At 44.9% G+C, this 14830-nt stretch carries 11 protein-coding genes and 1 pseudogene; 5 read left to right on the top strand and 7 right to left on the bottom strand.

All coding sequences use genetic code 11. The features are described from left to right. Positions 1-9 precede the first annotated feature (9 nt). Both recB and recC read right to left on the bottom strand, forming a co-directional pair. The gene (gene recB / locus TOI97_RS06350; RefSeq protein ID WP_321553284.1) at positions 10-3732 is read right to left on the bottom strand and encodes an exodeoxyribonuclease V subunit beta; all 3723 of its coding nucleotides are present in this window, start codon (positions 3730-3732) and stop codon (positions 10-12) included. Continuing rightward, positions 3729-7205 carry an exodeoxyribonuclease V subunit gamma gene (gene recC / locus TOI97_RS06345; RefSeq protein ID WP_321553283.1) on the bottom strand — a complete coding sequence of 1159 codons (3477 nt, stop codon included), beginning with the start codon at positions 7203-7205 and terminating at the stop codon, positions 3729-3731. The genes recB and recC overlap by 4 nt, the downstream gene beginning before the upstream one ends. Positions 7206-7426: 221 nt before the next feature. Between recC and TOI97_RS06340 the strand changes: the two genes are divergently transcribed. The 5 genes from TOI97_RS06340 (at position 7427) to TOI97_RS06320 (ending at position 11256) form a co-directional block, all read left to right on the top strand. Beyond that, positions 7427-8713: an OprD family porin gene (locus tag TOI97_RS06340; protein WP_321553282.1), complete on the top strand. Its 1287-nt coding sequence runs from the start codon at positions 7427-7429 to the stop codon at positions 8711-8713. 149 nt (positions 8714-8862) lie between these two features. Continuing rightward, entirely contained in the window at positions 8863-9177 is a 315-nt protein-coding gene (locus TOI97_RS06335; RefSeq protein WP_321553281.1) for a DUF883 family protein, read from the top strand. A 1-nt stretch (position 9178) separates the two neighbouring features. Beyond that, positions 9179-9547, top strand: a complete 369-nt coding sequence (locus TOI97_RS06330; protein WP_321553280.1) for a phage holin family protein — start codon at positions 9179-9181, stop codon at positions 9545-9547. Beyond that, positions 9544-9894, top strand: a complete 351-nt coding sequence (locus tag TOI97_RS06325) for a hypothetical protein (RefSeq protein WP_321553279.1) — start codon at positions 9544-9546, stop codon at positions 9892-9894. Before TOI97_RS06330 ends, TOI97_RS06325 begins: the two co-directional genes overlap by 4 nt. Before the next feature lie 30 nt (positions 9895-9924). Continuing rightward, on the top strand, positions 9925-11256 hold the full coding sequence (locus TOI97_RS06320) for a deoxyguanosinetriphosphate triphosphohydrolase (RefSeq protein WP_321553278.1): 1332 nt from the start codon (positions 9925-9927) through the stop codon (positions 11254-11256). A 50-nt stretch (positions 11257-11306) separates the two neighbouring features. Here TOI97_RS06320 and TOI97_RS06315 read toward each other — a convergent pair whose 3' ends face one another. The 5 genes and pseudogenes from TOI97_RS06315 to TOI97_RS06295 all read right to left on the bottom strand — a co-directional run bounded on the left by TOI97_RS06315 (position 11307) and on the right by TOI97_RS06295 (position 14823). Further along, positions 11307-11660, bottom strand: coding sequence for a LapA family protein (locus tag TOI97_RS06315; RefSeq protein WP_321553277.1), 354 nt, complete (start codon positions 11658-11660; stop codon positions 11307-11309). Between the two features lie 36 nt (positions 11661-11696). After that, positions 11697-11978 (bottom strand): integration host factor subunit beta, encoded by a 282-nt coding sequence (gene ihfB / locus TOI97_RS06310; RefSeq protein ID WP_321553276.1) that lies wholly within the window; start codon positions 11976-11978, stop codon positions 11697-11699. Between the two features lie 346 nt (positions 11979-12324). After that, entirely contained in the window at positions 12325-12906 is a 582-nt protein-coding gene (nfuA, locus tag TOI97_RS06305; protein ID WP_321553275.1) for a Fe-S biogenesis protein NfuA, read from the bottom strand. Positions 12907-13074: 168 nt separating this feature from the next. After that, entirely contained in the window at positions 13075-13626 is a 552-nt protein-coding gene (locus TOI97_RS06300) for a 1,2-dihydroxy-3-keto-5-methylthiopentene dioxygenase (protein WP_321553274.1), read from the bottom strand. Positions 13627-13663: 37 nt separating this feature from the next. Further along, positions 13664-14823: pseudogene (locus TOI97_RS06295) on the bottom strand (MFS transporter). Between the last annotated feature and the right edge of the window lie 7 nt (positions 14824-14830).

Raw genomic sequence — 14830 nt, 5'->3', positions numbered from 1 at the left:
CTTGCTGTCTCATGACCATTCCTCTTGTCCTTTAATGCTTTTAAAGAGTCTGTCCATGCGCTCTATCAGCTGTCGGTCCGGCCGCACCGCATGAATACCCTGACTAATACAGTGCACCCCACGTAAGAACATATATACAGCCCCTCCCATATGGGTGTCATAATCATAGTCAGCAATACGTAATTTCAATAAACGGTGTAAGGCCAAAATATATAAAGCATATTGCAAGTCATAACGGTGATTTAAAACACACTCATTCATTGCTTCTGTACTGTAATCAGAATCCTGCTCACCTAGCCAGTTGGATTTATAATCAACAACGTAATAGCGCCCCCTATGCTCTAAGACTAAATCAATAAATCCTTTAAACATGCCATTCAAACGCTCGGGCACCAAGTAAGGACGCGATTGATGAGGCAAAATAAACTCACGAATTGACTGATCCAATAACTGAGTATCAGTTTTACTTGTGGCAAACCAAAACTCCATTTCAGCTTGATATTGATACAGTTCAGACAACACTAATGGATGGCCATCTACCATAAACGGTTGTACAAGATAGCTTTGCAACCATGGCCAAAGCAGCTCTGTATAATCACTAAAACCATAAGCCTCACTGCGCTCGGCAATATAGGCTTGCGCTGCTTCAGGATGCTTTAATACGGCAGCAAAACCTTGGTCAGCGGCCCACTCCAATATCCCGTGCAAAAAGGTTCCAGGTTGAGCACCACGAGGAAAGCGATGCATCCCCTCCTGCAACAGTACGGGCTCAGTTATTCCTGACTCCTCTATTATCAACTCATTACGTTCATCATCACTGATGTTTTGCGCCAGCGCTGTTTGCGGTGCTAAATCTTCTGTTCGGTCAGTAGTATCACCGTCAGTCTGTGGCGCTTCTGCTGTCAGCCGCAGCGCACTATAAGAAGCAATCCACCAATGTTCGCGAGTTCGCCGCTGAGACTGACGCCATACTGGAGTAAACTCCCCTACAGTGTTGAGTAACAAAGTATCCTCAACTTGAGGAAGCGAGCTCACCTCACTGACCCAACCCTGCTGAGCTAAAGGCTCTAGCCAGCGTTCCAACTCATGACTTGCCGCCAAGGGCTGCCCATTGTTCAATAAATAACCAATAGCACTACCATGCAACGCTGAACCCTTGCTACGGCCTTGTTTAATATCGGCCAGTCCTAACCAGCATGCATAGCGAGCTCGTGTTAAGGCCACATACAACAAGCGTAAATCCTCACCGAGACGCTCTTGTTCCGCTTGCGCCACGCTAGCCTTATCACCATGTAAAATCAGTTGACGCTGCCCCGCCACCTGCACCGTAAAAGGTTGCTGACCTTCTTGAGCGCGAAAATTACAAATAAAAGGTAAAAATACCAGTGGATACTCCAACCCTTTCGACTTATGAATGGTCACAACCCTTACCAGTGACTCATCGCTTTCTAAACGCAGTACCTGTTCTTGCGCCCCCCCCGAGAGACCTAAGCACGCTGCTTGTAAATAACGCAACAAAGCAAAATCACTGTCCAGCTCGCGTGAAGCACTCTGTAGCAATTCTGCTAAGTGCAGTAAGTTTGTTAAAATACGTTCTCCTTGGGGCCGTTGGACTAAACGCTGGGGCAAAGAGAAGTCATGCATAATTCTACGTAGCATGGGGAGTACCCCCTGCATGTGCCAGCTCTCTAAATAACCTTTAAACTGTAAAACATGGTGTTCCCACAACAGTTCATCTTGATTGATACGTTCTAGCTCAATGAGCGGCAAAGCCAAAGTACTGCAAGCCAAAGCTGTCTTCAGTGCTCTTTCGTTGTCCGGCTGCAAGCATGCCTGTAACCAAGTTAAAACATCCTGTGCTTCTTGGCTTGCAAATACAGAATCTTTATCTGACAAATAAACACTACGTACATTACGTTCAGCTAATTGCTGGCGGACGGCCTGTGCCTCATGCACATCACGTACTAGCACTGCAATATCATTTGGTTGCACAGCTTTTAACAGGCCTTCAGCACCTTTAAAGCCCGCTTGCCCCTGCTGCGCTAAACTCAATAATCGAACAATTTCGGTTGCTGTACTAGCAGCCATTTTTTCAAGATAGTGCGCCTTTGAAATAGGCTCATCACTCTTCATCCACCATATTTGCAACGCAGGTTGTACAGCTCCATCTACCCACCACTGCGCATCACGACCCCGTGCTTTTACATCATGAAAAGGGAGGCGATTACTCACTTCATCTTTAAATAAAAATGCTCCACGACCATCAACCCTTTGCTCAGCTAAATTAAATAGTTGATTAACAGCCTTAACCATAGGCTCAGTAGAGCGGAAATTTGTATCCAAATTATAGTGACGCCCCTCGGTAGCCTCACGTGCTGACAAATAAGTATGAATATCAGCGCCACGAAAGCTGTAAATCGCTTGCTTAGGATCTCCAATCAAAAACAAGCCAGTGTCACTATTATTGGCTTCCACCTGATAGACCGCATCAAAAATACGGTATTGCAGCGGGTCGGTATCTTGAAACTCATCAATCAGCGCAACAGGAAATTGTTGACGAATTACTTCAGCCAAACGCTCACCTGCGTCACTTTGCAAAGCACTATCGAGACGGGTTAGCATGTCATCAAACCCCATCTCTGCACGCTGCTGTTTCTCCCTTTGAAAGCGCGCCTTAATCCAAGCTGCAGCATGACATAAGGCCTGCTCATCCAATGCGCGAGTTAAGTTTTCCAGCTGTTTAGGTAAGTGCTGCATAGCCTCTAAAGCTGGATGCTCCGGCACCTTACTGGTGTCCTTCCACACAGCATGTAATCCGTCTGGAGTTAAACGGGCAAACCCCGTTCCGATATCAAGCTGTACTTGATCAGCATCCTCAGCCCAAGCATTAATCTTATCAAACCAGGGATTGTAAAAGCGTTTTTGCACAGAGCGTCCATTTACCGCCTTCTCTGCCACTGCAGCATCTAGGATGCAGCGCAACTCTTGACTCCATTGCAACCACGGTGCTTTCAAAGCTTGCAAAGTCTGTTGCTGTTGCGCCAGCCCCCGCTGCAAAATCTGCCCTAACGCTAACTCAAGATCTACTTGTGGCAAACTGTGAGCATGAAGCAGTGGGGAAATTTTACGCTGTAAGACTTCAGGCTGCTGCCAATGCTCTAACGTCCAAAGGACATACTCTGCTTGCAATGGATAACACTGTTGACGCCAATAATCTTTCACCACCAACGCTAATAAATCGCTGTGATCGGTTTCTAACGTTTGAGTAAATAAACTGCCACTATCAAAAGCATGCTCACGCAACATGCGCTGGCACCATGAGTGAATAGTCGATATTGCTGACTCATCCATCCACTGTGCAGCTTGATCAAGACGCTGAGCGCAAGCCGCCCATTGCTGCGGAGGATAATCATCTCGCAACACCTGTAGCAAAGCATCTGGCTCGGTTTGCTCTTCACGGAAGACTTGAGCAGCTTCAACCAATTTCGCACGCACTCGGTCACGCAACTCTTGGGTGGCCGCTTCGGTAAAAGTGACTACTAAAATTTCAGGTGGTAATAAAGCACGCTGAAAAGCAGCTTGATCTTTCTGACCATGTTGCAAAATCAGGCGAATATATAACGCTGCAATGGTATAGGTTTTACCTGTACCAGCACTGGCTTCAATTAAACGGCTGCCATTTAATGGGAACGCTAAGGCTAGAGGACGCACAGCCCGCAGCTGCTGACTCATAAGGCATCTCCTTGACGATCCAAACTCACTTTTTCGGCATTGTATAAAGATCCATAGAGCTGATATGCCCAATGGCTAAAATTACCATCAGCTTGTAAAGCAGCATAGCTAGGAAACTGACGTGCCAAAGCTGCACTATTTTGCACTTCACCACTCACGTTATAACCACCCTCATAAATGCTTTGTGCTTTATGGTCATCTTGATCTTTTAAAAAACTCATAGCTGTTTTTAAAGCAACAGGCAAAGGTGCATTCATTCCCTGCTGCCAAGCTTCCAACCACCCTCGTACAATCTGGATTGCGCTGTCCTGCTCAATGCTAACGAACATCATGCTACTTTCTTGAGCAAACACCAAAGTTTGCGTCTGTATGCCACAAGCATTGAGCAGTACATGTTGGACCCAGGGACGTAATAAACGGTGCCAACGAAGTTCTGTACCGCTATAAATCTTGCCCGGCAGTAGCTCTATACGCGCATACTCAGTCTCTTGTGGATGCTGATGGGTGGCACGACGCAAACCACCAAGCCAACCTTCCAAGTGCACATGCTCCACCTGCAGATCAATCATTCGCGGTGTAGTTTCCTCTTGTGACCAAATTTGGCAATAACTACGATAATGCTCCAGTTGAGGCAATAAAGGCTCAATTAACGTCTCTCGTAACTGATCACCATACGCCTGTAGAGGTAAAACACCACTGCGCTGCAGCACTTCACTGCGCCGCTGTAAAGCCTCAAAGAAATCTGCATCCGCCGCTGCATACCGTCCTGCATCTAACAACTCACGCTGCACGATAAAGCGCTGTAAACCATCTAAAGCAAAAGGCTCATCCTCATATACTTCCAAAGCAGTTTGATCTAAATAAACTTTAAGGCGCTCATTAAAAAAGTATTTCACAGGATCAGTTAAAAAACGCTGCAACAAGTCAGGAGTGATTTTATGAGTGGCGGCAACAGGCTCGTAAAGCGGTAAATCAACAAAACTCAGTTCTGACGTTGCCTGATGCAACACTGCCCACTCCGAAGCATAGGTAAACAACCCTCTATCATTTTCTCCTGTAAAATAGTGTTGGCTGAAAGGCTGTAAAGGATGCTCTGTAGTCAAAGCTGCTAATAAAGACTGCCCACTCGCTAAATGCCAACAGCTTTTGATATGATCGCGTAACTGAGCAATAAGTACCGAAGGTGGCCGTTCAGTGTTATCCCGAACACTGCGCCCCACCCAGCTTACATACAAGTTTTCACGCGCGGACAATAAAGCTTCTAACAACAAATAACGATCATCTTCTCGACGTGATCGATCACCTGGGCGGTAATCACTACCCATCAAGTCAAAATCTAAAGGGACTTGCACGCGTGGGTAGTCACCATCATTCATACCCAAAAGGCACACCATACGAAACGGTATAGCTCGCATAGGCATTAAAGTACAAAAGTTAACTGAACCCGCTAAAAACCGCTGACTTAAATGATCCGGTTCAATGTTACTGAGCCAAGCATCCCGCGCTACAGCTAAAGTGATTGCATCGTCTAACCCTGCTTGCTCACACAATTCAGCCCACAACTCACAGGCCTCACGCATACGTTGCACAAGCAAGTAATCGCTATCGTCTTTCACTAAGAAAAACCGATCCAATATGTTGATAAAAATATCGCGCCATACTGCAAAGTGGTGCTCAGCATGCAGCTGTTCATGCAACACCTGAAGAGCATCTAGAAAATGGATTAAAGGACCAATCAAAGCTGCATCTAACCCACCAACTTCATCGTAGGGCTGAATCCCTGCATAGGCATCGCTTTCCCCCATAGCATACCCTAGCAACATCCTTTGCAAACCAAAGTCCCAAGTGTTTTGCGCTAGCCCTGCAGGCAGATCAAAGTTTTCACGGTGTTGCGCATTTAGCCCCCAACGTACTCCGGCACCAGCCAGCCAATTTTGCAAGAGAGGTAAATGCGCCTCTGCAATACTAAAACGCTCCCGCACTGCTGGCACATCGAGTAGTGCCATAATGTCTGTCATAGTTAGGCGTGATTCTGGTAAACGCAGCAACTCTTGCAAGGCAATCAATAAAGGCTCGGTACTTTGCTCTGTCTGATCTGAGACAGTGAAGGGAATATAGCGCATATCATCACGAGCGTACTGAGAAAACACGGCCTGAATATGCGGAGCGTAGCTGTTGATGTCCGGTACCATAACAATGATATCGCGTGGTTTGAGTGTCGGATCGGCATTGAAGTGCGCCAACAATTGATCATGCAACACTTCCACCTCACGTTGCGCGCTGTGGACAATATGAAAGCGTAAAGAATGATCATTATGTAAATCAACAGCAGGCCATAATTGCTGAGTCTCCGCTACGGGACGCAAATGCAAAATATCATTATGCAACTGCTCTAATAGGGTTGAGGTACGTCCCTCTTCAAAGATGTCAACACGCTGCCCTTGGCTATTGAATTGCACCTGGTAAGCATCCAACTCATCATACTGATCAAGCAAACTGATATAATCACGGCCTTGCTTACCCCATGCAGCTAATAGCGGGTGAGCAAACTGATGCAGCTGTTCCATAGAAAGTACTTCAGGAAAGTCATCTTTACGCTTTTGCCGACGGTATTCATGGCGCAATAACTGCTTATCCTCCACAATGTCTGCCCAATGGAACTGACAAGGATTGTGCACACAAAGCATAACCTGACTAAAACGACTTATGGCCGCCAAGGCTTCCACCATTTGCGCTGGCAAAGAAGAAATACCGAAAACAATGATGCGTCGTGGTAATCCTGCAGGTGCTTCATCTAAAGCTTGCATGGCACTGATAAAGCGTGGATGTACAGCAGCACGACTGCTATGAACTTCATCTTCACCAATGTCATCAATCAATACACGCCACAGTGCCGCCTGCCATTCTACTGTGGGCTGACGTGCCTGCTCTTTTTCTGCATTAACGTGCGGTTGCCCCTCTAGCTGACGTAACTGATCATGTCCCGCTGCCCAGTCCTTAAGCCAATCAGAACGGTACACCTGATACTGGTCGAATAGATCCGCTAAACGCTCAGCCAATTGATAACGTTTTCGCATGTCAGGGTCATGACCTAAAAAACTACGCAGCGGAGCGAAAACTGGTTGCTCAATGACCTGTGGCAATAAGCGCATTAAACGCCATGTCAGAGGGGCTTTATCAAAGGGTGAGCTTTTAGCAATAGTTTCTGTACCTAACACTTGACGATACACTTGCCAAATAAAGCGCGCAGGCAATCCGACTTGTAATCCTGCTGCAATCCCACAACCATTGTCCGCGGCTAAAGCCAACTTCAACCACTGAGCTATGCCGTTACTCTGTACTAAAATATGCTCATTTTCGAGGGCATATAAAGGGTTCAATTGGATCCACTGTACCACCAACTCACGCAGCTCTTCGAGGTGATTACTGTGAACAACAATAAAGCCAGGCTGCAGTATTTGATTCGCCGACATCGCTAGATTCCATACAAATAAGCATAGTGTGCCAGTTTTAAATTAAAAAGGGACTCAACACCCACCTTCAGCTACAAGACAGCCTGCCGCATCTGTCTATTGATCACTAATATTTTTCGACCTATGTCTAAATGACCTCACAGTCACACTCATGCTTTAGTGCCCCTGCTACACAATAATAATTTTAATAATTGCACCTGCTCCCTCGGAGAACCAAGCCAATGAAAATCAAACCGTTAGCACGTTCAATCAGCTTAAGCACCTTGGCCGTTGCTCTAAGTATCCCAATAACAGCACAGGCTGCTTTTATCGAAGATAGCAAAGCAAACTTAGAGCTGCGCAACTTTTATATGAATCGAGATTTCCGCAACGCATCGAATGAATCGCCATCAAAAGCCGAAGAATGGGCGCAGGGTTTCTTACTGCGCTACGAATCAGGTTTTACTGAAGGCACCGTGGGTGTTGGTATTGATGCCTATGGTTTTACTGGCTTTAAACTTGATTCAGGCGGCGGCACTTCAGGAACAGATTTGCTTTTACCGAAGAACCGTAAAAATAATGTACCAAGTAGCTACGGAGAAATCGGAGCTGCAGCAAAATTTCGCATATCTGAGACAACACTCAGAGCCGGTACTTTAATGCCTAAGTTACCTGTAGTATCTGCAGGTGATGGCCGTTTGTTACCACAAACTTTTCAAGGCCTGCAACTCACCAGTCATGATATTGACAATTTAACACTGAATTTTGGTCAATTGGAGCGTGACAACCAACGAAACTCAACCAATAATGAGTCAATGAAGATTAGCCTTAACAATGGCAAACGCGACACAATTAAGTACTCCAAAACGAACAAGGATGTAAGCAGTAAATTTAATTTTTTCAGTGGTTCCTACAACTGGAGCGATCAGCTGGCCACTGGCTACCACTTTGGTCAACTTGACGGTGTCTACAAGCAACACATTCTTAATGGTGTCTTTACCCTACCTATTGCTAACACCCAGTCGCTCAAAGTCGATTTACGTTATGCAAAAACCAAAGAAGATGACAATAGCGGTATCGATAATAACGCTTTTTCTAGCATGTTGACCTATAAACTGGGTTACAACAGCTTCGGTTTAGGCTTCCAAAAAATGTCGGGGGATACTGGTTACGCATACCTAAAGACCACCGATCCATTCCTAACCAACTATATTCAACAACGTGACTTTGCAAATACAGATGAGAAATCATGGCAAGCACGTTACGACTATAACTTTGCCGGTCTTGGCGTTCCCGGCTTAAGCCTAATGACCCGATACGTCAAAGGTAGCAATGTTTACATGGGGCCAAATAAGTCTCGTGGTAAGGAATGGGAACGTGATACCGATATCACTTATGTTTTTCAAGACGGCCCCATGAAAAACTTAGGTGTTAAATGGCGTAACTCAACCTTGCGCTCTAATGTAATCAGCGACGGTGATAGAGACGAAAACCGTTTGATTGTCAGCTATACCATCCCACTGCTATAAGCTGTACCTATGCACAAAATAAGCCCGCACCTTACGCGGGCTTATTTTCTATTCTATAAAGACTTATATTTAAAGTTGAACCTGTTATCGTTAGAGTGACTCTAATCCTATGCATATAAAATCGAGTCCACTTTAGGAGCACATCTATCATGGCGAAAAAAAACATCAACACCGATAACGATCAATTATTGGCTGAATTTAAAGCCTTAGTATCGGATACAGAGCAACTCCTACAGCACTCTGTAGAACTTTCTGGTGACAAAGCCGAAGAGTTACGCGAGCAAATCAACTCAAGCCTCCAGCGCGCTCGTAAAGCACTAGGTTCAACCGAGCATGCCTTACGTGAGCGTGGAAAAGAAGCCATCCATAGCAGTGAAGAGTATGTACGCGAGCACCCATTACAATCTCTAGCCATTGGCGCTGGAGTGGGCTTCTTGTTGGGCTTATTAGTCTCAAGGCGTTGATATGGCTGAACAAGATTTTTCCAACACATCGCGGCGCCTAGGCGCCGCGACACTGGATTTAATCAGTGATCACGCAGAGCTTTTTGTCCTTGAGTTACAAGAGCAAAAACGCCACAGCAGTCAGCAACTGCTTTGGCTCGGCATCACTGCTGCTTGCGCCTTTATGTTGTTTTTATTGTTGAATGCACTATTAATCGTTTTACTCTGGGATCGCTATGACTACCTATTACTGATTGCTATGTCCATATTTTATGCCTGCTCAGGACTATTTTGTATCTGGCGCTTGAAGTCTGCACACAATCATGCCCAGCCTCCCTTTAGTGCTTCTTTACAAGAACTAAAGAAAACAAAGGAGCAACTCTTACCATGAGTAACCTGACACATAAAAAACAAGACCCCCTCGTTTTACGCAAACAATTGATTCAAATGCGCCTTGAACTCAACCGTCAAAAAATACGCCATGAAGGATTAATTCTCTTAAAGCCGATGGAAAAGCTACGTAACTACAAGAAAAGCATCGCACAAAACAGCAACCCCTTACTCATGGTTATAGGTGTTTCCTTAGCTGGCTTTTTCATTGCACGCAAGCGACACTCAATAGGTTCTTTCTTACCTGCATTACGGATCGTCTCCAGCTTGCTACCACTGTTTCTAACCACAGCCAATACTTCTGCAAACCAAGCTAAGTCAGATCAGCCAAGTAATACAACACAATAACAGCACACAATAAAGTTCTAGAGGGACCCTATGGATTGGCATCTGTTATTAAATCGTGAACGTCTAGGTAAAACCTCTCACAGCACCGAAGAACTGGGCCGTAGCCCTTTTCATAAAGATCACGATCGGATTATTTTTTCCGGCGCATTTCGACGCCTTGGCCGAAAAACCCAAGTGCACCCTGTTTCTAGCAACGATCATATTCATACACGCCTCACCCATTCCTTAGAAGTCAGCTGTGTCGGTCGCTCTTTAGCTATGCGCGTTGCAGAAATGATTCGCGCAGATTTGCCTCCATGGTGCGAGCCGAGCGATTTAGGCATGATTGTACAATCGGCCTGCCTTGCACACGACATTGGCAATCCTCCTTTTGGCCATTCAGGAGAAGATGCCATTCGCCATTGGTTTCATCAAGCCAATAGCAATAACTGGCTTGATGCCATGAGCACAGCAGAACGTGAAGACTTCTTAAACTTTGAAGGCAATGCTCAAGGTTTTCGTGTACTTACTCAACTTGAGTACCACCAGTTTGACGGTGGCATGCGCCTGACTTACGCCACTTTAGGTGCTTTTTGCAAATACCCTTGGAGTTCCAAGTATGCCAATGCTCAAGGCTATAAAAAACAAAAATTTGGCAGCTATCAAAGTGAGTTATTGTTGCTTGAAAAAATCACCAGGAAACTGGGCATTCCGAAACTAGATGATGAACATTGGGCGCGCCACCCTTTAGTGTATTTAGTGGAAGCAGCCGATGATATTTGCTATGGCTTAATCGATCTAGAAGACGGCATTGAAATGGATCTACTGAAATACTCTGAGGTAGAAGCACTGCTACTGGACTTGGTAGGCGATGATCTGCCAGAGACCTACCGCCTACTCGGCCCACTGGACTCTCGACGTAGAAAGCTAGCTATCTTGCGTGGAAAAGCAATAGAGCACCTGACCAACGCTGCTGCGCAAGCTTTTGTGGAACAACTGCCGGCACTCATGGCTGGTACATTAAAAGGTGATTTGGTTGAACATATGCACGGACCTGCAAAAACCTGCGTCATCAATGCGAAAGCATTAGCTCGTGAAAAGATTTTCCAAGACAAGCGTAAAACCTTGCATGAAATTGGTGCTTACACCACTTTAGAGATTTTACTCAATGCTTTTTGTGGCGCTGCTTTAGAACAGTATCAGCAAGGCAGCTTATCTTTCAAAAACCGACGCATTTTTGATTTACTTGGGCATGCGGCCCCAAAACCCGAATGGACACTTTACCAATCTTTCATGCGCATTATTGACTTTATCGGCGGAATGACAGATAGCTATGCAACAGAAATGGCACGAGAAATGACAGGTCGCTCAAGCCCTATATAAGCACACTGACCGTCAGCATAAATCAAGCTGGCGGTCAGTGTTAATTTCATTCAAGATACTTTTGAAGGTGCACCTGCAGTAGGTAATGCAGGCGCTTGAGCTTCAGTTTCACTTTCTTCACTCGTTTGTAATACCTTGATGCGCTGCTCACAGGCTTTCAATTGCTTAGCCTGCTTGCTATAGCGCATGCGTAAACGCTGATGTGGCCACCAAGAAATCAGCGGGCCAAGGATCAAGCCAAGCACAAAAGCACTCATTACAAAAAGTGCAATAGGCAGTTCTGGCGTTAACCAACCAAAAAACACCAGCTGTATAGGAGTACGATTTTCTAGGGTAAAGAACACGACGCTGGCCGCCAACACCAGTGCAATCACAATAACTAATAAACGTTTAAAATTTTGCATACATTCCTCTGCAGTCATCCAGCCTAAGGCTTCAGGTTACCCATCATTCACTCGGTCACGCAACTCTTTACCAGGTTTAAAGTGCGGAACGTATTTACCTGGCAATTGAACTTCCTCTCCGGTCTTAGGATTACGTCCGATGCGGGGTGCACGATAATTCACCGAAAAACTTCCAAAACCACGCACCTCAATACGCTGCCCAGAAGACAATACTTGCGTCATCTGCTCCAACATCGCTTTAACTGCCAATTCAACATCTCGCACAGCTAGCTGTTCTTGTCGGTCAACAATGCGCTCGATCAATTCGGACTTATTCATTATTTTCCCTTTTTTATCAAGCCGTTAGCAGGTTTTAGCATGCTTAATGAGCTTTGAACAGAGCCAATTTACAGAATAAGAAAAGAATATACGATTTCAGAGCTTTTTAAACAAAAAAGCCGATAACAGCTTGTGGCTGATACCGGCTTTTTCCAATTCCTTAACAATACATGCCTAAGGAGAAATAAAGGTTTATTTGTTAAGTCAGGATCATCCGAGCTTAACAATGCGCAGCTAGCTGCACCAAGCAGCTTAAGCAGGGTAAGCCTAAACTGAATTGCAGCGGCATATTAAGACTATACAGTCACATTTGCAATTTAATTAAAGCCCAACCCTACATCTCTTTTTAATAATAAGCGTTTTCAGTGATGCTGTGATCCGTCACATCGCGCACACCTTTCACTTCAGGAATACGAGCCATTAAGGTTTTTTCAATACCTTCTTTTAAGGTGTAATCAGCTTGGCCACATCCTTGGCAGCCACCTCCAAATTGTAGAATCAAAACGCCGTCATCAATATCAATGAGCTTTACCTCACCACCATGACTGGCTAAGCCAGGATTGATTTCTGTTTGTAAATAGTAATTAACACGCTCTGATAGCGGACTGTCTGCGCTCACCATCGGCACCTTGGCATTGGGTGCTTTAATCGTCAGCTGCCCCCCCATGCGATCGGTTGCATAATCAACAACTGCATCTTCAAGATAAGGCTCACTAAGCGCATCAATCCAAGCCGTAAACTCAGGTAAAACCATAGGTGTGTCTTCAGGTTTTTGCTCTTCTGGTTTGCAATAAGCAATGCAAGTTTCTGCGTAAGTCGTGCCCGGTTGAGTAATAAACACACGGATACCAATACCCGGTGTATCTTGGCTTTTTAGTAATTCACTTAAATAGTTTTGTGCTGCTTCTGTAATTTTAATCGAACTCATGCTAACTCCTCACAATCATGGCACCAGTGTACGCTACTTCACCCCTAGTAATAAAGACCTAGTAAAGCACTCAAGTTAATTCAGCCTTTATTCTGTACAAAGATCTCTAATCAACAACCTTGCACCTATAAACTTCAATCTTGAACCTCAAGCTATTCAACGTATCAATTACACTAAATCATCTAAGGGTAGGTACACTTCAGCAATATCACTACCGGTCAGCTCCGACGCTAAGGCCTTTGCACTGGTATATAGACGTAACAACGTAAAGCGCGGACGCTCCCCCATATCAAACCAATGCTTAGTCCCTGCGGGTATGGATAACATGGAGCCTTTCTCACATAAAACACCGTATACATGCTCATCTAACTGCATATAGAATATGCCACGACCAGATACAAAAAACCGTACCTCATCTTCACTATGTTGATGTTCAACCCGCTCTTGCTTACGTAAAACATCTTTCTCAGGATGAGATTCCGCCACGCTCATCACATCTACTTCTGTAAAACCACTACGCTGTTGCACCCGAGCTATATCTGCCGCATAAGCTGCTAAAATTTCTTCATGACTGGACTCGGCAGTAAGTGACGAATCAATCTCCCAATGTTCTAAATCAATCCCTAATTGAGTTAAAGTACGACAAATATCTTCAGCATGATTTAACAATTTGATCGCCTGCATAGGCTGATCCCGATGAAACACAAAAAGCTGACTCATAAGTAATCTCTATCAATTTTAATCAAACATAATCGTATTAAAGGTGCGCAGAACGAGCCAAACCAAAAAAAACAGTTAGAGCGGCGAGCAAAGCAACAATGCTGGTGCTAAAAAACGTTAAAGAAGCGCCCAATGTTTGCCAAGCATAGCCTGCATACAGAGCACCTAAAGCACCACCGATTCCTGAAAAAGAAACATACAACCCTTGCCCCTGCCCTTGTTTAGTTTCAGGAAAATACTGTTGTATAAAATGAATAGCAGCCGCATGAAAACTGCCAAAAGTTGCCGCGTGCAGCAACTGCACAAACAATAAAACCATGAAATGATTAGCGCAATACCCCAATAACCACCAGCGCAATGCTGCCAATAACAAACTCAACACCAGTATCTGCTTAAGACGAATACGCCTGAGCAACCAAGGCATAATAATAAACAAGCCAATTTCAGCCAGTACCCCTAGTGCCCACAACCAACCAATCACTGCACGAGAATATTCCAAATCAATCAAATACAATGTCAGAAAAGTGTAATACGGTCCATGAGATAATTGCATCAAGGTAACACCGAGCAAAAATATGACTATCGGCACAAGACAGATACGCTGTGACATTAACTCAGCGCTGACATGATTACACCGCAATGTTTTTTGCGCAGGCTCTTGAGGCACCCAAAGGCTGCTCAATACAATACCTGTCATCACCGCAAGAAGCGCCCATGGATAATAGTTTAGGCCTACTTGATCAAATAGATAGCCAAAGCCAATCACTACTAGCATAAAGCCCACGGAGCCCCACAAGCGCAACTGACTATAACGCTCACTTTGGTTTCCTAAATGCCCTAAGGTGATGACTTCAAACTGTGCCAAAATTGCATGCCAAAAAAATGCATGCAGCACCATAATCAGCACCAGCCACGCATAGCTTTTATTCAGCAAAATTAAAGCAAAAGACAATAAGGTAAATAACGCTCCAAACGTACTATTGCTAAACGCTTTTGCGTACGATCAGCTAACCAAGCCCACAAATTTGGAGCGATACAGCGCATTAACATAGGAATAGCAACCAATTCTCCGATGCGCGCGGCTGAAAAGCCTAAATAATCAAAATACAGTGATATAAAAGGCGCTGTAGCACCTAGCAAGGCAAAATAAAAGAAGTAAAACCCAGACAAACGCCAATAAGGCAATGCGCTACTCATCATTCAA

It is taken from the genome of Denitrificimonas halotolerans (assembly GCF_034259425.1).
Classification (GTDB): Bacteria; Pseudomonadota; Gammaproteobacteria; order Pseudomonadales; family Pseudomonadaceae; genus Denitrificimonas; species Denitrificimonas halotolerans.
Note: the sequence above shows the minus strand (reverse complement) of the source record. Positions and strands in the feature narration are given on the sequence as shown.

Excerpts from the sequence above, each read along its gene's own strand:
- recB (WP_321553284.1), bottom strand. The coding sequence starts at position 3,732 with ATGAGTCAGCAGCTGCGGGCTGTGCGTCCTCTAGCCTTAGCGTTCCCA.
- recC (WP_321553283.1), bottom strand. The coding sequence starts at position 7,205 with ATGTCGGCGAATCAAATACTGCAGCCTGGCTTTATTGTTGTTCACAGT.
- TOI97_RS06340 (WP_321553282.1), top strand. The coding sequence starts at position 7,427 with ATGAAAATCAAACCGTTAGCACGTTCAATCAGCTTAAGCACCTTGGCC.
- TOI97_RS06335 (WP_321553281.1), top strand. The coding sequence starts at position 8,863 with ATGGCGAAAAAAAACATCAACACCGATAACGATCAATTATTGGCTGAA.
- TOI97_RS06330 (WP_321553280.1), top strand. The coding sequence starts at position 9,179 with ATGGCTGAACAAGATTTTTCCAACACATCGCGGCGCCTAGGCGCCGCG.
- TOI97_RS06325 (WP_321553279.1), top strand. The coding sequence starts at position 9,544 with ATGAGTAACCTGACACATAAAAAACAAGACCCCCTCGTTTTACGCAAA.
- TOI97_RS06320 (WP_321553278.1), top strand. The coding sequence starts at position 9,925 with ATGGATTGGCATCTGTTATTAAATCGTGAACGTCTAGGTAAAACCTCT.
- TOI97_RS06315 (WP_321553277.1), bottom strand. The coding sequence starts at position 11,660 with ATGCAAAATTTTAAACGTTTATTAGTTATTGTGATTGCACTGGTGTTG.
- ihfB (WP_321553276.1), bottom strand. The coding sequence starts at position 11,978 with ATGAATAAGTCCGAATTGATCGAGCGCATTGTTGACCGACAAGAACAG.
- nfuA (WP_321553275.1), bottom strand. The coding sequence starts at position 12,906 with ATGAGTTCGATTAAAATTACAGAAGCAGCACAAAACTATTTAAGTGAA.
- TOI97_RS06300 (WP_321553274.1), bottom strand. The coding sequence starts at position 13,626 with ATGAGTCAGCTTTTTGTGTTTCATCGGGATCAGCCTATGCAGGCGATC.